At 56.2% G+C, this 19634-nt stretch carries 17 protein-coding genes and 1 pseudogene; 4 read left to right on the top strand and 14 right to left on the bottom strand.

Going from position 1 to position 19634, the window contains the following annotated elements; all coding sequences use genetic code 11:
* Positions 1-100 precede the first annotated feature (100 nt).
* From HFD87_RS15150 to HFD87_RS15120, 8 genes and pseudogenes are all read right to left on the bottom strand, one after another.
* Positions 101-574 (bottom strand): PTS sugar transporter subunit IIA, encoded by a 474-nt coding sequence (locus tag HFD87_RS15150; protein ID WP_050498581.1) that lies wholly within the window; start codon positions 572-574, stop codon positions 101-103.
* 18 nt (positions 575-592) lie between these two features.
* Positions 593-1798, bottom strand: a complete 1206-nt coding sequence (locus HFD87_RS15145) for a PRD domain-containing protein (protein ID WP_229518688.1) — start codon at positions 1796-1798, stop codon at positions 593-595.
* Positions 1799-1924: 126 nt separating this feature from the next.
* Positions 1925-2104: pseudogene (locus tag HFD87_RS23080) on the bottom strand (HTH domain-containing protein); the annotation flags it as partial.
* A gap of 282 nt (positions 2105-2386) precedes the next feature.
* Positions 2387-3778, bottom strand: coding sequence for a hexose-6-phosphate:phosphate antiporter (uhpT, locus tag HFD87_RS15140; RefSeq protein WP_010251526.1), 1392 nt, complete (start codon positions 3776-3778; stop codon positions 2387-2389).
* Between the two features lie 152 nt (positions 3779-3930).
* Positions 3931-5259, bottom strand: coding sequence for an MFS transporter (locus tag HFD87_RS15135; RefSeq protein WP_045140806.1), 1329 nt, complete (start codon positions 5257-5259; stop codon positions 3931-3933).
* Positions 5260-5268: 9 nt separating this feature from the next.
* Complete coding sequence (gene uhpB, locus HFD87_RS15130) at positions 5269-6768, bottom strand: signal transduction histidine-protein kinase/phosphatase UhpB (RefSeq protein WP_010251520.1); 1500 nt, start codon at positions 6766-6768, stop codon at positions 5269-5271.
* A complete protein-coding gene (uhpA, locus tag HFD87_RS15125) occupies positions 6765-7358 on the bottom strand; it encodes a transcriptional regulator UhpA (protein ID WP_010251517.1) in 594 nt (197 codons plus the stop codon). The genes uhpB and uhpA overlap by 4 nt, the downstream gene beginning before the upstream one ends.
* A 181-nt stretch (positions 7359-7539) precedes the next feature.
* Entirely contained in the window at positions 7540-8208 is a 669-nt protein-coding gene (locus HFD87_RS15120; RefSeq protein ID WP_010671734.1) for a YecA family protein, read from the bottom strand.
* A 240-nt stretch (positions 8209-8448) separates the two neighbouring features.
* On the opposite strand from HFD87_RS15120, the gene HFD87_RS15115 reads away from it, so the two are divergent.
* Both HFD87_RS15115 and HFD87_RS15110 read left to right on the top strand, forming a co-directional pair.
* Positions 8449-9702 (top strand): serine hydrolase, encoded by a 1254-nt coding sequence (locus HFD87_RS15115; RefSeq protein ID WP_167423607.1) that lies wholly within the window; start codon positions 8449-8451, stop codon positions 9700-9702.
* 132 nt (positions 9703-9834) lie between these two features.
* Entirely contained in the window at positions 9835-10341 is a 507-nt protein-coding gene (locus HFD87_RS15110) for an RcnB family protein (RefSeq protein WP_022625353.1), read from the top strand.
* A 59-nt stretch (positions 10342-10400) separates the two neighbouring features.
* Here HFD87_RS15110 and HFD87_RS15105 read toward each other — a convergent pair whose 3' ends face one another.
* From HFD87_RS15105 to HFD87_RS15090, 4 genes are all read right to left on the bottom strand, one after another.
* Positions 10401-11513, bottom strand: coding sequence for an FAD-binding oxidoreductase (locus HFD87_RS15105; protein WP_022625354.1), 1113 nt, complete (start codon positions 11511-11513; stop codon positions 10401-10403).
* A gap of 19 nt (positions 11514-11532) precedes the next feature.
* A complete protein-coding gene (locus HFD87_RS15100) occupies positions 11533-12294 on the bottom strand; it encodes an amino acid ABC transporter ATP-binding protein (RefSeq protein WP_010671731.1) in 762 nt (253 codons plus the stop codon).
* Positions 12287-13093, bottom strand: coding sequence for an amino acid ABC transporter permease (locus HFD87_RS15095; RefSeq protein WP_010671730.1), 807 nt, complete (start codon positions 13091-13093; stop codon positions 12287-12289). Before HFD87_RS15095 ends, HFD87_RS15100 begins: the two co-directional genes overlap by 8 nt.
* A gap of 61 nt (positions 13094-13154) precedes the next feature.
* A complete protein-coding gene (locus HFD87_RS15090; protein WP_022625355.1) occupies positions 13155-13967 on the bottom strand; it encodes an ABC transporter substrate-binding protein in 813 nt (270 codons plus the stop codon).
* A 193-nt stretch (positions 13968-14160) separates the two neighbouring features.
* Here HFD87_RS15090 and HFD87_RS15085 point away from each other — a divergent pair, with 193 nt between their 5' ends.
* Together HFD87_RS15085 and HFD87_RS15080 are read left to right on the top strand one after the other, a co-directional pair.
* On the top strand, positions 14161-15246 hold the full coding sequence (locus HFD87_RS15085) for a LacI family DNA-binding transcriptional regulator (protein WP_033787430.1): 1086 nt from the start codon (positions 14161-14163) through the stop codon (positions 15244-15246).
* 149 nt (positions 15247-15395) lie between these two features.
* Complete coding sequence (locus tag HFD87_RS15080; protein WP_167423606.1) at positions 15396-16109, top strand: GNAT family N-acetyltransferase; 714 nt, start codon at positions 15396-15398, stop codon at positions 16107-16109.
* Between the two features lie 16 nt (positions 16110-16125).
* Here HFD87_RS15080 and HFD87_RS22820 read toward each other — a convergent pair whose 3' ends face one another.
* Together HFD87_RS22820 and opgB are read right to left on the bottom strand one after the other, a co-directional pair.
* On the bottom strand, positions 16126-16965 hold the full coding sequence (locus HFD87_RS22820; RefSeq protein ID WP_181955684.1) for a tropomyosin: 840 nt from the start codon (positions 16963-16965) through the stop codon (positions 16126-16128).
* A 218-nt stretch (positions 16966-17183) separates the two neighbouring features.
* A complete protein-coding gene (gene opgB, locus HFD87_RS15070; RefSeq protein WP_167423605.1) occupies positions 17184-19475 on the bottom strand; it encodes a phosphatidylglycerol--membrane-oligosaccharide glycerophosphotransferase in 2292 nt (763 codons plus the stop codon).
* Positions 19476-19634 lie beyond the last annotated feature (159 nt).

The raw sequence follows: 19634 nt of genomic DNA, 5'->3' as shown, positions 1-19634 counted from the left end.
CTCCAGTGAAAATTTTATATTTATGTTTTTCGGTCTGAAGGGATGGCTACAACCTGGAATACCTCCTTTATTTTTTAATTCATGCTGCTCTCCGGTTTATTCAGGCTCCCGAACGGGATAACAGTAAATGAAACATCTCTTCGCGATGCGGGACATTAAGTAATTGCTCGACAACATCCTCATCGCCTAACGCAATGGATATTTTGGCGAGCATTTTGATATGGCCCACATCTTTATCGGACTCTTTTACCGCGAACAGAATCACCAGCCGGACTTTAGTGCCGTCGATGGTCTCCCACGGAATATCCTTGCGTAAACGACCCACGGCAATGCGGGTTTTGGCGACGGCAGCAGATTTACCGTGCGGAATAGCAATATGGTTTTCAAATCCGGTGGAGCCTAATTCCTCACGCAGATAAACATCTTTCAGGAAAGCGGCTTTATCAGTGACGGCCCCGGTCTGGCAGAGCAGATCGGTCAGTTGTGAAATAATCTGCTCTTTGGTCTGGCAATCGACATCGAGAATAATGCACTCTTCTTTTAATACTTCGTTAATAGCCACGGCTGTCGTCATTTTGCTTCTCCATTATCATTAATTAATCGAATTCGATACCAGACATTCTGTTACCCGTGCGATATCTTTCGCCGAGAACAGGGCCGAGACATACACCACCGGTTTTTCCAGCGGTTCCAGCCGGATGGTGGAAATCACCACGTCACACTCATGTCGTTTCAGGGAGTCAGCAATATTTTTCCCTGGCACGATGTCGATAATCTTCCAGTCGGGAAAGGCACGGATAATCCGTCCGTAAAGCAGCTGCGAGGTACCCAGACCGCTGGAGCAGACCAGCAAGACCCGTTTTACCTTGATGCTGTTTTCGATGGCTGCCTGAATGTGCACCGTCAGATAAGCCACTTCGTCATCACTGATCTCATCCAGGCTGTACTCCTGCGTCAGCTGGCTGATCACCGCTTTAACGGCGGCAAACACCGTGCCCAGTTCGGTCTGAATATCATGCAGCAGCGGATTTTTAATCCGGATGTGATATCTGAGGCGGTTCAGCATCGGCTTGATATGCGAGGACAATGACGCCTGCAGGTTCTGGTCGGTGGTGATTTCAATGTTGATGCGCTGCGCCACCCGGGCGATCAGCGCCTCAGCAAAGCGGGTTTCACGCTCTGAAATCAGGGAGTCATCGTGCTGTGGTGACTCACCGCCCGCCTTACCGGAAGAGACCAGATACTGATAGATGGAGTGAGACTCCTCGGCCACCAGTACCGTGTTGTAAGCTGTCTCAATGCGTTCTATCACCGCCAGTGAAACCTGCCAGGCGTGATGGTCGCTCACCCGGTTCATCGACACCGCGCGGGCGTCGGTCCTGTGCATCGGCGAGTGACTGCGGTGGATCAGTACCAGAATATGCGTAAATAAATTGATGTAGTAAGGATCGCTTATCGTATATTGCAGTTGCTGTTCAATAAAATTAATTAATTGCAGGGTAAAATGGACAGCCTGCTGACCAAACTTCTCTGAAAGCTCCTGCAGCGTGCTTTCATCCAGACGGCTTTCCATCATGTCCTGACGGTTATAAATCGATTTTAACACCAGCGCTTTCATCGCCATGCGAATATTATGGTCGCTGCCTTTTATGCTGGTCCCGACCCGACTTTTTAACAAGGTTAAATCAAACTGATGTAACCATGCTTCTAATGTTTTTAAATCATTCACTATCGAGGCGCGACTGATAAAATATTTATCCGCCAGTTCGCTGATGGATGAACTTTTTGGTGACAGCATTAATAAATCCGACGCTATTTTCAGCATCCTGAAGTTGCTGCTGAAATCATCCACTTCGGTTGAGAAAATCCGGCGCGCGGCTATTTCCGACTGCGCATCAGCGAATTTAATTGTGATCCCTCTCCCACTTTTTCCGCTGAGATTGATTCCCTGGCCAGAAAGTTTTTCGTTAATGTCTGCAATATCGCGGCGTAGAGTTCTGGGTGTAATAGACGTTTTTTCTGAAATAGCGTGCAGGCTCACATAACTGTTATGAGAAATAAGCTGTCGCATAATCGTCAGTTGCCGTTCAGTCAGCGCCTTCATCATCATCAGGTTCCGCTTAATCCGTTATTCGCCTTGTCAGTTATCATCTAAACAAAGGCACTATGCCATGTAAATATTAAAACATGGCCACAACCTGGTGGTCAGGCTGACCACCTGACAGTGAATTTCTTAAATAATCGGGGACGAGATGAAAGAATAAGTGAAAGGGGATGGGAGGGTTTGGCGGGCTGACTGGCAGTGATCCGATTGGTGGGGCTACATCAATGGCTGAGGGCGGAACCTGGCGGGAAAGCCCGGCTTACGCCGGGCCTGATTCTATCTTTACGCCATCTTTAAACGCTGCAATCGTTTCTCGCGGCGAATCTTACGCTCTTCCATCACCGCAACCAGCGCCATCAGGCAGATACAGGCGATAGCAGCGGCATCCAGTGCGGCAAAGGTGCCCGCCCAGCCGGTCAGGCCAAATATCGGCGTGCCGTCGGCAATCATGCCCAGGCCCAGTTTGGCGAAGCTGTCACCAATCAGATAGGCGAAAGTGCCTTTGATGCCATCCGCTGCGCCGATTGCCTTTTTCGGTACAAAGCCGACCGCGGCGACGCCGATTAACAGTTGCGGGCCAAACACCAGGAAGCCCAGTGCGAACAGCGACGCCAGATAGACATACTGGTTGCTGGCATGCTGATAGATCCCGAGCGTGGCAATAATCAGCGCTAACGCGACGCAGGCCACCAGCGCACGGCGGCCATTGGCCAGATCGGATAACCAGCCCCACATCAGCGTGCCCACCAGTGCGCCCACTTCAAACAGGGTAAAGCCCTGAATCGCCACCTCTTTAGAGAGTTTCAGCTCCTGGAAGGCGTAAACCGTTGACCACTGATCGATCCCGATGCGCACCACATAGAGGAAGATGTTGGCGAAGCAGAGCAGCCAGATCACCTTGTTCTTCAGTACGTACTCAACAAAGATCTGCCATTTGGTCATCGACTCATCTTCAGCTTCTTTGTCCTCATCGCTCAGCTCTTCGTCAAACAGCTCTTCGGCCTTGCCCAGGCCATAAGATTCCGGGGAGTCGCTGCCGTAGCGCAGGCCGATAAAACCAACAATCAGCGCGATAATCGACGGGAAGATAAACATCCCAATCACGTGGCCGTTGAACAGCACATTGGCGCCAAACAGCGCAACGCCTGCCGCACCGGCACCGCCGAGGTTATGCGAGATATTCCACATGCCAAGATAAGTACCTCGTTTGCGGCGCGGCGTCCATTTGGTGATGGTGGAGTAGCTACAGGAGCCGCCGGTACTCTGGAAGAATCCGCTTAAGGCATAAAAGGCGATCATCAGGAACAGGCTGACGGAGCCGGTGCCCATGCTGGCGCTGAAACCCAGCATACAGATGGCCGAGAGGATCAGCATAAACGGCAGGAACTGCTTGGTGTTTTTGCCATCAGCATAATAGGAGACCAGGGTTTTCCCGACGCCATAGGTGATGGAGAAGCCCAGACCGATCATCCCCAGCTGCGTCATGCTCAGTCCGTAGGTGGTGATCATATCGTTCTGCGCGATATTGAAGTTTTTGCGGATCAGATACATGGTCAGGTAGCCGATAAAGACCACCAGATAGGACTGCATAAACGGCTTGAACCACATCTTGCGCCGCAGTTCGATGGGCAGATCCAGCGTCGGTCTGCGCACCTGTTTGAGGAATGCCAGCATGGAAGGGGATTCTCCTGGTTGGAATAGCTGCAATGGGCAGCGAATGGCTGGCATTGTAAAAACCTGCCGCCAGACTGGCCTGAGACAGCATCCAGGCGAAACCAGGAAAATTTCTTAGTTTTGCCTCACTCGGGGCAAAAAGGAGAGGCGTATCACGCTTCAGGCAGGGGACGCGGCGCCTGAGCATTTAAAAACGGCAGCAGCAGCAACGCGGAGATCCCCGCCGCCGTGGCAATCACCGCAAAGAAGCCGCTCCAGTGCCAGACGTCGATAACCCACGCCAGCGGCCAGCCGGAGAGTGACGCACCCAGATAGGCGAAAAGACCGACGAAGCCGGTTGCCGCGCCCGCCGCATCTTTATGGGAACATTCGGCTGCCGCCATACCAATCAGCATCTGCGGGCCGAAGACAAAGAAACCGGTAGTAAAAAAGCAGGCTGCCTGCATCACATAACTGGTAAAGGGCATCAGCCACAGTGAGCCGACGGAAAGCAAAATCCCGGCTGCAAAAATCAGGTTCATCGGCCCACGGTTGCCGTTAAACAGCTTGTCCGAGCCCCAGCCCGCGACCAGTGCGCCTATCACACCGCCCAGCTCAAACAGGGTGACTACCGAGTTGGCCGTGACCAGATCTACCCCCAGCGTGTCGGAGATGTAGAGATTTCCCCAGTCATTAAGCGCCGCGCGAACCACATAGACCAGCACGTAACACAACGACAGCAGCCAGATGTAGGGGTTGAATAGCACGTAGCGGGTCAGGATCGCTTTGCGACTCAGACCTGCGCCTTCCTGCTGCTGCGCCATCTCCATCTCATCCTGTCGCCAGTCGCCTACCGCGGGCAGGCCGACAGTCTGAGGCCGGTCGCGCAGACGCCAGCAGAGAAACAGTCCGGCGAGAATCGCTAAACCGCCCGCAATCATCATTCCGATTCGCCAGCCATAGTGCAGCGCCACTGCGCCGATAACGATCGGGATAACCGCACCGCCAACGTTGTGCGCGGTGTTCCATAATGCCCACCAGCCGCCGCGCTCGTTACGTGAATACCAGCTGGTCAGCAGGCGCGCGCAGACCGGCGCGCCCCAGCCCTGGAAAAAGGCGTTGATGGTCCACAGCAGCGCAAAGGCCCACAGTGAGGTGGAGAAGCCAAACAGGATATTGACCACGCCAGTGGCGATCAGCCCCAGCCCCATAAAGTAACGGGCGTTGGAGCGGTCACTGACAATGCCGGAGAAGAACTTCGACAGGCCGTAGGTGATGTAAAATAGCGTCGCCAGCAGGCCAATATCGGTGCGCATCATCACGCCGCTGGCGATCACTTCCGGCGCTGCCGCATTGAAGCTTTTGCGGGTAAAGTAGAACAGGGCATAGCCGATCCAGATGGTCGACATGATGTGCCGTCGCCAGTAGCGATAGCGGCTGTCAATCTCACTTTTGTCCTGCAGCGGAGCGGCGTTAGCGGGCGTTTTCAGAAAGTTAAACACGGTGGTTCCTCAGGCCGTACGCAGCGGCAGATGCACGCTGACGCGGGTTCCATGGGTGCAGGAGATAGTCAGCGATCCACCCAGCGCACTCACGCGTTCGCGCATCCCGACCAGACCAAAGCTCTGCTGACCGGAACCTGGCGGCAGACCGCAGCCATCATCTTCAATCACCAGCAAAACGCGACCATTCTGTTGCCAGCCTTTGAGCGTCACGGCGCTGGCGCTGGCGTGTTTCACAATGTTGTTCAGCCCCTCCTGACAGACGCGAAACAGTGTGACGCGCTGCGCTTCGCTCAGCAGCGTCTCATCAATACGCCACTCAAGGTGACTGACGATGCCGCAATCCTCCAGCTCCATCTCACGCATCAGGGAGCGAACTGCCTGTTCAAGTGACAGGTCATCTAGCTGGCGGGGTCGCAGACGTCCCAGCAGTCGCCGCACTGAATCGTAGACGCCCAGTGAGAGCTGCTCAATATGGACGCCGCTCTGGATCACCCGGCCATTTTCCGGCGCAAGGCGCTGCACAATGCCCGCCTGGGTGCGGATTGCCGTAATCGTCTGACCGATATCATCGTGCAGCTCGCGCGCCACCTCCTGGCGCACATTCTCTTCTGTCTCGACCAGCCGCTCCGCCAGGCGCCGGTTGCGCGCCAGCTCACTCTGCAGCGACTGATTCAGCTCGCGCAGCCGCTGGATACCGGCACCCAGCAGCAGTCCGGTCAGGCTTTGCGCCAGCAGCGAGAGCAGAAGATCGACCGGATGATCGTGCCAGGTCTGGCTGGCGATCAGCGCGATAGCGTTCATCAGCGTCGCGATCAGTGCACCCTGCCAGCCGTAGTGCCAGGCCAGCGCAATAATCGGCAGCGCCAGACAGAATGGCGTAAAGCGTGACAGTTCAGCGGGCAGGCCAAGCTGCAACCAGAGACTGATGACAAACAGCAGCAGATACCAGATAAGATGCCGGGCGCGCCAGTTGACCGGGTGCGAGACCAGCGCCGGCCCCAGCGGCTGCCAGCGGGTGCTGGTGAGGTAGTGCCAGATGACCAGGCAGGTCGGGGCCAGCGTCAGACCACCGGTGAGCGTCAGCAGCAGGGCGTTCAGCATCTCCTGCTGTCCCGCCCACGCCAGGGATTGCAGCAGCGCTGCGGCGATCAGAGCCGCGCCCTGGCTCAGCAGCGTGCGCCAGTCACGCTGATGGCGGTAATGGGAGATCAGCGCCACCGGCAGCAGCGTCAGTACACTGCCTGCCATTAACAGCGGCAGATGCGCCAGCGCGACCACCTTCGCCAGCCAGATCAGCATGATCCACTCAGCTGCCAGCAACACCGGCCAGTAAGCGCGTGGACATTGCAGCATCAGCCCCAGACGCAGGCCAAACGGGAATAGCAGCACCGCCAGCTCCGGGCGTTCCACCAGGTGCAGGCTGATACTCCACAGGCAGAACCAGGCCGCCGAGAAGATGAAAAAGCTGGCGACAATGGAGATCAGCCGCGAAACACAGGGGCTCATTGCCAGCCATCAAACATGCGGCGCGCCAGCTCCACATCATTGCTGACGCCGAGCTTCTCCATCAGATTCGCGCGATGGACATGTACGGTTTTCGGTGACAGCGCCAGCTCAACGGCAATTTCCTTTACCGCCATGCCCTGTGACAGTTTTTCCGCCACCTGACGTTCGCGTCGGGTCAGCGGGTCCTGCCGACCAGCGGCCAGCTTGATCGCAATCTCTGGCGTCAGATAACAGCCGCCTGTGGAGACCGTGCGCACCGCCGCGATCAGTTCATCGGGACGACAGCGTTTAGAGAGGAATCCGCGCGCACCGGCATTAAGCGCCTGCTCCACCAGGGCCGGACTGTCATGGACTGACAGCATGATGGTGGCCAGGCCCGTCGGCAGCTTGCTCAGCAGCTCCAGCCCGGAGAGATCCGGCATCGAAATATCGCAGATACAGACCTGAACGCCCCGGCCCGGTAAACCTGCCAGCGCCTCACGGCCAGAACCAAATTCCGCTACGACCTGGAAATCCGATTCCAGGCCCAGCAACTGGGCAAAGCCGGAGCGGACGATAAGGTGATCGTCAATAAGCGCGATGGTGATCATGTTTATTCCTGGCGGGTAAAATCGCGCTTACCTTAGCGATAAGCACGAAGCTGTTCAAGTCGTGAGCAGTCTATTCAGGTAAGGGAGTGGACAGAGTGATGCAGGTCAAACCGTCGTGGATCGTGAGAAAAGCATGCCGGGCTGAATTGCCGCCCGGCAGATCGTGAGGCTACGCAGTCGATTAGTGCAGACAGCACTGCTTATATTTTTTGCCGCTGCCGCACGGGCAGGGATCGTTGCGGCCGGGCAGCTTCTCTGCCGCGACAGGCTTCTGGGGAACGGGAATCGCTTCTGGCTGGGAGATCCAGTGATCGTGCAGCGCCAGCGCAGCAGGACGAATAGCTTCAATGCTGGCTTCCATCTCGTCCGGCGTCATGGCATCGATCTTTTCAAGATTCTCTTCCACGCCGTGCAGAGCGATGGCGTCCAGCGCGGGTTGCAGGTCCTGCGGCAGGGCAGTCCAGTCGGTCAGCGCGACACCGCGCATGTAGCCGAAGCACCACTCTTCCACCACGGTAAATTCCAGACCTTCCATTTCGCGGATGCCAAACAGCGGTTCGAACTGCTCAGGGAATTCAGATAAGCGGTCAGCCACATCATTCATATGCTGGAAGCAAAGCGACATAAAGCGCGTCATTTCACGCTCGTTGCTCCATTTTGGGATCTGCTTCTCGCCACCCCACAGTGCCACCAGCCACTGGCTTGGCTCGACGGTGACGGGACCGGAGAGAACGGCAGTCAGCAGGCCGTCGAGCTCGGAGACATCAATAATCGATGCTTCGCTGCCATATTTTTCCAGCATATCTTCCAGCCATTGCAGCTCTTTTTCGGACAGTGGGCCTTCTTTCATGCGGTTGCCTCCCGGGCATTTCAAAAATTTCAGCGGCGTTGAGCCTTAAAACCGCAGCAGTGTACACCCTTGTGGGCTGCAACACAGCTAACCCTGTTCGGGCGAGCTGCGGTGATTAATCCGCGTTTAGCACCACTTTCACCCCGTTGTGCAGGCGATAGCCCACAGCACTTTATGGTACATTTTTGCGATCCAGCCAGACAGTTGCGTGTTAAATAATAATAAGTTAATGATTAATATATGAAAAATGGATTTACTGGCAGGCCGGCTGTTGCAGTCTCCCTTGCACGGCTGACCCCTGGCGGCCAGTGGATCAGCAGATTAATGACGCGATTCATGCCAGCCTTTATCTTCCTGCTGGCGGGATGTGGAACCCTGTCGCAAACCTCCGCCCCGGTGGGCGACCGCGTTTTTCTGACACACGCCACCTTTCATGAAAATGTCGACGACATCGTGCAGCATTACATGCAACAGAAGCAGGTTCCCGGCATCAGCATTGCGGTCATTCATCGCGGTGGGCCGACCCGCTATTACGCTTTTGGCGTCACCGATCGTGTGCATCGCTATCCGATCACGCCCGATACCCTGTTTGCGCTGGGATCGCTGAGTAAAGGCGTGACGGCAGAAGTGATTATCCAGCTGGTTGATCAGGGTAAGCTGCGCTGGAGCGATACACTGGCGGATCTTCTGCCGGAAGGCGTTCGCCTCAGCGCTGACGCGCGGCGCATCACGCTGCTGCAGCTGGTGACGCACACCTCGGGTCTGCCGCGACAGGATATGGATCTGACGATGCTGCAGCAGTTCGTTCGTTATCTGGACACCGGCGAGAACTTCTATGGCAATCTTGATAGCGACAAGCTGCTGAGTTATCTGGCGGACTTCTCTGCACCTGCGGTACGCATGCCACACTACTCTAACCTCGGCTATGCGCTGCTCGGTTATATCCTGCGCACGCGTTGTCATCAGGATATTCAGACGCTGGCATCACAGCTTATCTTCACACCGTTAAAGATGAACCAAAGCAGTTTTGTACCGGAAACGCTGGCGGGCTATCCGCTGCGTGCGCTGGGCCATGCAGGCGATCAGCCGAAATTTATTCGCCGCGGCACGCTGACGCCTGACTGGCATTTTCACGGCAACATGGTGGCCGCGGCCAGTCTCTACAGTAACGCGCGCGATCTGAGTGCTTATTTGCGCGCACATCTCAGCGCTACCGGTGATGCTGCGCGGGACCGGGCTTTCGCGGCGGTAGATCAGGCGTGGTATCAGCAGGGCGCGCAGGCGCAGAATATCGCCTGGGTGACCGACACTTTCGAAGAGCAGCAGATCACCTATCAGGTGGGCTATATCGGCGGCTATGCCAGTTTTATCGGCTACGATAAACGTAACGGCAATGCGATTGTGGTGCTGCAGAACGGCTTTAACTGGAGTAACTATTTAGGCATTGCGTTGTTGGTCGATCTGGCAACTCAGGATAAAGTGGTCGGACAGTGATCCGCTACCTGGCCTGTGTGCAGTAAAGTGAATAGCGCTGTTTTTCCTTACACATAGCGTCAGTGCGCCGGAACTGAAGTGCGATAAACATTGTCTTTAGCCTGACTGTCAAAATTCAACGTGGAAATCATTATGCGCAGGACTCAACGTGTACTTTTATCAATGGGATTACTGGTTGGCTCGCTGAGCCTGATCCCCGCTGTACAAGCCGCTGGCGAAGCAACGGATACCGTTCCGCCACCGCCGCAGATTCAGCCTGCTAATCCGGATGCGCAGCCCGCTACGCCTGATACGGGCAGCGTTCAGCCGGATGCCGGTGCCGCGCAAAGCCAGGCGCCGACCAGCTCACAATCTAATGATGGTATTACGCCGACCACGCCGGCACCTTCCAACGGCGCGCACCCTAATTACGACCTCAGCACCATCATCATCGACTACAAACAGTACCAAATCGGTGACACAGTGCCAGAGAAGTACACCGATAAAACGTACACCATCAATGAGTGGCAAAAGCGTAATCTGCCTGCTCCGCAGGAAAACACCCACTGGGCCTATATCAACGCCAATTACATTCTTATTACTAATGACACCGGCAAAATCGTCATGGGTAAATCTGGCGATATCTTCTTCCGCGGTTAAAATAAGCGCGGTTAAAATAAGCGGTAAAAAAATCAGCCGGTCGTGATGACCGGCTTTTTTTAGCTGAAACGCTCAGCACCAAAGCTTGCCAGCATCGGATGCTTTTCACCGCTTACAATCTCCTCCGCCAGTAATTCACCGACAATCAGCGCCAGGGTTGCGCCCGAATGCGTGAACGCCACATAACAGCCCGGCACCTTCTGCAGTTGCCCCAGCACCGGATCGCCATCGCCCGGAATCGGCTTCAGGCCAATTTTCCAGCTCTGGACGCTGAGCGGCTCGTCACCCCGTAACAGCTGACTCGCTTCCTCGGCCAGCTTTGCTACAACCTGCTTATCAATATGGTAATCGCCTCCGGCCAGCTTCTGGATATCAGCCTCGTACCAGTCATGATCCAGGGCGTAACGGTTGCCGGGGTTTGGCCGGATGGCGGCGCGAGGCGTGTTCAGCACCGCCTTGAGTTCATGTTTGCCCGGCTCAGTGATCACCAGCATGGAGACGGGCGATCCGTTGGGAATCGTCACGCCCAGTGGCGCAATCACATCCGGTGTCCAGGGCCCGCAGGCGACCACCACCGCATCTGCCCGCAGTTCGCCCAGCTCACTGCGAATGCCGCAGGCCCGGCCCTGATCGGTGATCACACTGGCTTTACCGGCGTGTTCAATCACTTCACCACCCCGCGCCCGGAACTGATTCACCAGATACTCTGACAGGTGCGGCAGGCTGACCCAGCCTTCACCGGGGTTAAATATCGCCTGCGACGGCAGCGCGTCAGGATCGATCGTCGCATCCGCCTGCGCCACGTTATCAGGTGTCATGAGTTGTGAGTCGTAGCCGTGTGCTTTCTCATAGGCGTGCCGCGCCTGCGTTCCTGCTGCATCATTGCTGAACCAGCAGACCCCGCCATCAAAACGCAGCCAGTCGAGGGTAGGTTGTTGAGCAAACAGGGTGCGATAGCGATCAATGCCCGCCATGCGCAGCGCGTGATAGGGGCGGGAGCGTTCGCCCGCCGAGTTGAGCCAGGAGAGAGAACGTCCCGATGCGCCAGAACAGAGCGCGGCTTCGGTCACCAGCGTTACCGCCGCTCCCCGTTTTGTCAGCTCCAGCGCCGTCGAGACACCTATTACGCCACCGCCCAGAACAACCACTTTCATTTCAGTTTTTACCGCCATTATCAGGTTCCTTGCTCAGTTACAGCACTTCAGAGAGAAAACGTTGCAGTCGCGGCGACTGTGGCGTATCAAAAATGGCGCCCGGCGGCCCGGCTTCAACAATCTCGCCTTCGTCCATAAACACCACCTGATCCGCCACTTTGCGCGCAAAGCCCATTTCATGTGTCACCACAACCATCGTCATGCCGCGACGACAGAGATCCGCCATCAGCGTCAGGACACCCTTCACCAGTTCGGGATCGAGCGCGGAGGTCGCCTCATCAAACAGCATGACCTCGGGATCCATCGCCAGCGCGCGGGCAATCGCGACACGCTGCTGCTGGCCGCCGGAGAGATCGCGTGGCCGGTGATCGGCGCGCTGACCCAGACCCACTTCTTCCAGCCGCTGACGCGCAATCGCCATCGCCTGCGCTTTGGGCAGGCCCTTAACCCGCCACGGTGCCAGCGCCACGTTCTCCAGCGCGCTGTGATCGGGGAAGAGATTGAAATGCTGAAACACCATGCCGATCCGTAACCGCAGCGCATCTGGCTTGTCGCGCAACACTGACCGATCAGCCAGAAGTACATCTCCCGATTGCGGTTCATGCAGCCGGTTGATGCCGCGCAGCAGCGTCGACTTACCCGAACCGGATGGCCCGATAATGCAGGTGGTGCTGCCGGGCGCGACCCGCAGCGAGACGTTACGCAACACCTCAATCGGGCCATAAGCCAGAGTCAGATCGCGCAGCTCCAGGCTGGCACCGTGCCAGCTCGCGGCAGTGGTGCTGTTCAGGTTATTCATGGTTGCCTCCGATCCGGGGATGAGTGACCAGTGCGCCGCCGGGCGCTCTGACTTCCTCCACCTCTTTTAAGCCACTTTGCGGGGCAGTCAGGCGACGTCGGCCGGTGCGATAACGCACATCGACATAGTTGACCATGTGCGTCAGCGGCACAGTGATAATCAGATAGAACAGCCCTGCCAGCATCAGGGGCGAGAGGTTGCCGGTGAGCACCGCCGCGTCCTGGCCCACGCGAAACAGTTCCCGTTGTTGGGTCATGAGGCCCAGCAGGTAAACCAGCGAGGAATCTTTAATGATGGCGATGAACTGGTTAACGATGGCGGGCAGTACGCGGCGGATCCCCTGCGGGATCACCACCAGTCGCATTGCCCGGCCATAACTCATCCCCAGCGCACGGCAGGCTTCCATCTGGCCGCGTTCAACACTCTGAATACCGGCGCGGAAAATCTCGCCCATGTAGGCGCTGGCGATCAGGCTGAGGGCGAAGATCCCCAGCGGATAGGGCGTAGGACCGAACAGCTGATAGCTGAAGCGCGCCAGGCCCTGACCAATCAGCAGAATGGTCAGAATCGATGGCAGACCGCGGAACAGATCGGTATAGAGCCGGGCAGGCAGACGCAGCCAGCGTGAGGGCGAGATGCCCATCAGCGCCAGCAGAAGGCCGAATAGCGTGCCGAGCAGCGTTGCCGCCAGCGAGATAATCACCGTGTTGACCAGCCCGGTGGTCAGCATCTGCGGCAGTACTTCCATCATTGATGGAAAATCAAAGAAGGTGCGGGAAAGAATCGTGAGCAAGTCCATCGCCGTCTCCATGCAGGGTGGGGGATCCCCCGGTTAACTCAGGACGCGAACGTCCGCATCTTTACTGCCCGCCAGGCAGATACTGTTTTGGCATCGGCGATCCGGGGAACCACTTCTGATAGAGCCGTTGCCAGGTGCCATCCTGCATGGCTGCTTTAATGGCGCGGTCCAGCGCGGCCTTGAAGGCGGGTTTGCCTTTGGCAATGGCAATGCCGGCCGGTGCATCAAACGAGGGGATGTCGGCGGCAGAGACCAGCTTAAAGCGGTCGGCGTAGCTTTTTGCCGCCTCGTAGTCGAGGAAGATCGCGTCGAGCGTACCGTTGTTGAGCGCAGAGACTGCGCTGTTGTTGTCCGGGAAGCGTACGAGATCGGTCTGGGTGAAGTGTTCGACGGCATAGCTCTCCTGCAGCGTACCCTGAACCACCCCGAGCCGGTGTTTTGCCAGGCTGGCGACATTCTTCACGCCGCTGTCGTGGCGGGTCAGCACGGTGAGAAATCCCGCCAGATAGCCGGTTGAAAAATCCACCGTCTTTTCACGCGCAGGGGTGATGCCGATAGCCGCTACCGCCGCGTCATACTGACCGTTGGCCACCGCCGGCATGATGGCCGAGAAGTCCTGTCCAATAAAATCGACCTTATCGATCCCGATACGATGGGCGACATCTTTGAAGAATTCGACGTCAAAGCCGGTGAACTGACCGCTGGCATCCGTGAAGGTGTAAGGTTTTGAGTCGCCGACGCTGGCGATGCGTAGCTGACCCGGTTCGATCAGCCCATAGGGATTGTTATCGCTGGCAGCCAGCGTACAGAACGACAGTGAACAGAGTGCGAGCGTGGTGCCGAGCAGTTTGCCCAGGGTGGTTTGCGATTTCATAGCTCATCCGTTTTTGCAGGTTTAAACATCAGAGACTGTTGAGCCAGCGGTTATAATTGAGACCGGTCTCAACACAGGTGGCACCTTAAGACACTGATGTTGTGAGACCGGTCTCAAGGGGTTACAATGAGTTTAAGCACAGCCTTTTTTCGGCGTCAATATTCCTGTCATCAACCTGTGATTCAAAATAATTATGACCAGCCAGAAACGACAATCTAAAGCGCCCACCGTAGCGGATGTGGCGCGCGCAGCAAAAGTATCCAAAGCCCAGGCGGCGCGTGCGCTGGGTGGCTATGGGGCGGTCAGTGATGAGGTGCAGGAGCGGGTCAACAGCGCGGCCTCCGCGCTGGGCTATCGTCTGAATGCCCTGGCCCGCAGTATGAACACCGGTCGTTCTAATACCATCGGTGTGATTGTCGGCGACATTGAGAATCCCCATTTTGGTCTTGCGCTGCGCGGCATGGCGGATGTGGCGCGCACTGCCGGTTACCATCTGCTGCTCAGTAACAGCGATGAGAAGTTGCAGGCTGAGCAGGATGCGGTGCGGGTGATGCTGGAAAAGCGGGTCGACGGCATCATCGTTGCGCCCTGCTGTTCAGAACACCGTCACAACAGTCACCTGACTCAAGTACTGGAAGAGGGCAGAGCGCTGAAATTATTTGATCGCGCAGTAACTGACCTTGATGTGGAGGCGATCTGTTGCGAATTTACCGAAGTGGCTGCAGAAGCAACCTCGCAGTTACTGGAAGCGGGCCATCGCCACATCGCCTATATCACCAGCATGGCACTGGCAACCGACTACAGCACGCCAGGGGATTTTGGCCTGACGCCGGTCGCCCAGCGCGTGGGCGGCATGATGCAGGCATTTTCTGCCGCGGGCGTGGAATTTGATCCGACGATGGTGAAAGTGAATGCGCTGGACGAAGCGGAGATTGCCCGTATCGTGGCCGAGCTGTGGCAGCGTCCGCAGCCGCCCACTGCGCTGGTGGCTTCTGACAGCGTGGTGGCGATGTGGCTGCTGCGCGAAGTGACGCAGCGCGGACTGCGAATCCCTGCTGATCTCTCATTCGTGATGTATGACAATTTTCCGTGGAGTGAGATTGTCACGCCACCGCTGACGGTGGTAGCGCAACCGGTGTATGAGATGGGCCGTGAAGCGGCACGACGCCTGATCGCGGAGATACGCGGCGAAGCCGTCGGACCGATGCCGCGCTTTGATGCCCGTCTGATGATTCGCCAGTCCATTGCCGCACCGGCCAGCCTCATTAGTGCGGAATGATGCGGTTAACCCGGCCAGCCCGGTAACCGGTATATCGCCTGGCTGATGCGTTCGCAGGCAATGGTTCTATCATTTTCGCCAGTTTTGGTCCTTTTTAATCAATTATGATCGTGGCAATCTGCAGAGATAATCTGTAGCCAGGAGACAACATGCCACAACATACCAATCAGTTCGGACAGCCGGTCGGTGAGCCAATGCCAGACTGGCAGCCCCGACCTCTGCCCCAGCATCAGGTTTTTACTGGCGAAGTTTGTCGGCTGGAGCCGTTCAGTGTGGCGCGTCATGCTGAGGCACTGTTTGAGGCATGGGCGCTGGCTGAAGATGGGCGTGACTGGACTTACCTGCCTGCCGGTCCCTTTACCGAACGTCCGGCATGGCAGGCGTATGCCGCACAGCTTGAAATGAGTCGTGATCCGCTGCATTTTGCCGTGATCGATCTCGCCACCGACCAGGCAGTAGGCAGCCTGTCGTTAATGCGCATCCAGCCTGAACATGGCGTGATGGAAGTCGGGCATGTCATGTTTTCGGCCCGGCTGAAACAGACCCGCATGGCAACGGAGGCGCATTTCCTGCTGATGCGTTACGCCTTTGAGACGCTGGGTTATCGCCGCTATGAATGGAAATGCGATAGCTGTAATGCCCCTTCCCGTAAGGCGGCGGCACGTCTCGGTTTTCGTTATGAAGGCGATTTCCGTCAGGCGATCGTCTACAAAGGGCGTTCACGTGACACCAGCTGGTTCTCGCTTATCGATAGCGAATGGCCGCAGGTGAAAAAGGGCCTGAAGCGCTGGCTGGCGGAGGAGAACTTTACCGCCGAAGGTCAGCAGCGCGAAAAGCTGGAGGCGCTGCGCGACAGACCCTGACCGGGTGATAACGGGATCACATTAAAATATCTTTCAGGACCGCCGCCAGCAGGGTGGTGGTCATGAGAATAGATAACCGTTTGATCCAGCGCATATCGGTGGTCAGGGTAACAACGTCATTTCTGAGGCTGTCCACAGCCGAAGTTAATCGGAAATTCATTTCACTGAGAGCGACATCCAGCTTATCCACCTTGGCTTCTAACTGATTAAAACGGATGGCCAGTTTGTCTGTTTTTCTTTCAACATGGCCAAGCCGCTCGTCTATCTGATGTACTTTTGTTGTGAGCTGACCAAGCTGCTCATCTATCTGATCGACTTTGGTTGTAAGCTGGCCGAGCCGAATGTCTATCTGATCAACTTTTATTGTAAGCTGGCCGAGCCGGTTGTCTATTTGATCAACTTTTATTGAAAGCTGGCTGACCCGGCTGTCTGTCTGGTCGACTTTCAATGTAAGATTGCCGAGTCGATCATCCATCAGGTCGACTTTGGTCGTAAGGTGGCTGACTCGATCGTTTGTTTCGTCGACTTTGGTCGTAAGGTGACTGACCCGATCATTTGTTTCGTCGACTTTTGTTGTAAGGTGTCTGACCCGATCGTTTGTTTCGTCGACTTTGGTCCTGAGCTGACTGACCCGATCGTCTGTCTGGTCGGCTTTTGCCTGAAGCTGGCCGAGCCGAATGTCTATATGGTTGGCTTTGGTCTGAATCTGACCGAGTTGCTTTCCAACCTGCCCGCCTGGCTGCCTCTGCTGCATATCAGTAAACACCTCCACCATCGCCTCCGCTTGCTGATCGTCGATCCCTGCCTGTTGCAGCGCTTTAAAGGCTTTGTGGGTACTCATCATTGTGCTTGTCATCACGACACCTCCCTGTGCACTTCAGCGATAACGGCATCATGACAGGCAAAAGACGTATCGCCACTAAGCCGGTTATATTTTGCGCGTATCGCCGAAAAATATCAATTAGTACAACAAGTAACGTGCAGCAGAGTGCGGGCTGTCTCGCAACATTTAGCTGATGGCAGGATGAGGCGACTCTGCGGAAATCCGCAGAGTCGGAAAGAAAAAAGCGGGCGTCAGGGCTGTGGCACGATTTTAATTTCAACCATGCCGATGCCAAGTTTGCGCGGATCCTGACCGGTGATATTGCCGGTGTTACTCAGCTGTGGTTCAGGTGGTGCAATCACCAGACGATGGCTGGCGCCTGGGTTGTCGAAATGCAGGGTATGGGTCGATATCTCTTCACTCAGCGACAGCAGTTGCTGCTGATCGCCGACCCGAACCGGAATCGCCCGGTGCGCATTGGGGCCATACGCACGCGCGGTGATCACCAGATCGAACTTCGCGGGCAGCGCATCGATATAGTCGATATGAACCTCGGGCGCGAGATTAGCGTTAGACCAGCGTCCCCAGTTCTCTGGCCGTGAGATGCCGCTGAAGCTTTTAACACTCTCCGGTGCGCCAGGCACGTCAAGCCGGAAGCTGTCAGCGCTGTAGCGAATGTTGTTATCTTCAATACGGATCTGCGCGAGGTTCTGCTGGTAACGCGCATCGCTGATAGCGCCCTCCGGGAAACGGACTTTGCCTTTCCATTGCGGTTTGTCGACATGCGTCACCGACGGCGTGCCGCCGAGCTGTCCCATCGCCACACAGAGATCGCCGGAGAGTGCCAGCGAAGGCTGCCAGAGTCGCGCCATTTTAAAACAGCGATCCACCCAGAGGAATTTATCGACTGAGGCGAAATCCGCCAGCTGATAGCGCAGCGGTGCCGAATATTCCCCCTCCGGCATCGGCTCAACGTGCTTATCACTGATGCGGAACAGAATCGGCAATTTGAAGGTGGTTCCCGAGAAGCTGAAGATATTCTTCGCCTGATCCAGCGTGAAGTTGTCTATCTTCTTCGGGAAGTTCCACAACTGGATAATGTCGGGCTTCCAGCTCGCCACCTTACTCTTCATATCGTCGAACTGGGTGGAGAGTGAAAGCGATGAGAGGCTGCTGCGGCCCAGGCCAATCGCGTTATCGCCGCCGAGAATATCGAGCAGCGTGGCGCCGTTATCCAGCGTGCTGCGCTTCGCCTCCATCAATTCCGCCTGCGGCTTGTCACCACGGATCACCATGAAAAGATTGCGACGGGGCTGTTTGACCAGCCACGGATGCGCAGTGTTGTTCATCGCCAGATGATCCGAGCTCACCACAATCACGGTGTTTTTGAACCACGGCGACGCTTTAATGCGCGCAATCAGGCGCGCCACATGTTCCTGCGAGCAGGCGACCGCACTGAATGACTGATTCGGTTTGCCCTCAATGCTGTAGCTCCTGCGATCGCAGCTGCGTGAGATAAATCCGTCAGGATGATGGGTGTCGACGGTCAGCGTAAACAGCGCAAAAGGTTTACCGGCCTGAGAGAGTTCCTGATACTTCTCAAACACCTCATCCATTACCGTATCGTCGTAATAACCCCAGTTATTACGGTAGGTGGGATCGGCGACGCGGCTTTTCAGCTCCTGCGAACCATAAAGGTTAGCGGGATCAAAACCGTGTGATTTCAGGAAGACATCTTTCCCGGCGAAACGCAGATCGGCACCCTGAATAAACCAGTTCTCGTAGCCGGAGTTCTTCAGGATGTCGCCCAGACAGACGTTCTGAGGATAGAAGCTGGAGAGCGATGCTGACGCATTGCCATCAAACGGGGCAAACAGCGGAATGCCACACTGTGAGGCGACCATGCCCGCAATGGTGTAATCGGTACCTGGCAGCTGTTCGGTTTCGCTGAAGTCGATGCTCTGCTCTTTCTGCCGGCTCAGCTCCGGCGCTAAGCCGGGAAAGGCGATAGGGTCAAAATAGGTGCGCTCTAAGCTTTCACCATAGATGTAGACCACGTTGAGGTGCGGCTGTTCAATGCGATTACGCGGCACTTTATAGAAGTTGTCGAAGTCAGAATCTGCCAGTTGGGTATGCGACACAATCAGGGTCGCGACCTGGCGAAAGGCCGGGGTGGTCTGCACCGAGCCGAGTGCGCAGGCGGCGGCCAGCAGCGACCAGCCCATGTGATGCGGACGCTTACGCCGCCGCAGAATCCACGACAGCAGGCAGAACAGCAGAAACAGTACGATGATCAGGCCAATCGCCGGCACTACATATTTACTGACGCCCGCGCCGGTCAGGCTATTGGTCAGGGTATAGAGCACCGCATCGTTGATGCCGTCACCGGTAAAATAGTTGCTGGCATAGAGGGTGGCGTTCAGCACAACGAAAAGCACCAGCAGAATAAGAACGACAATAAACCAGAATTTGTTACGCCCGGCTTTACAGGAATAGATTGCAATAGCGGCCAGAAACAACGCGACGGACACCAATTCGGACAACGGCAAATCCTCTCTTCAGGGCTACGCGAGGCTTCACGCAACCGGCCACCTTCGGGGGATGGTTTTTCGACAATCTATATTGGCTGTAATCCGGCTGCAACATATCCGGCCCGATTTGTGCGGTGAAGAGCAGATTGGTTTATTGTCATTTCAGAAGTG

The organism is Pantoea sp. EKM21T (assembly GCF_011800405.1).
GTDB lineage: Bacteria > Pseudomonadota > Gammaproteobacteria > Enterobacterales > Enterobacteriaceae > Pantoea > Pantoea agglomerans.
The sequence above is the reverse complement of the archived record's forward strand: the minus strand, read 5'-3'. Positions and strand labels throughout refer to the sequence as shown.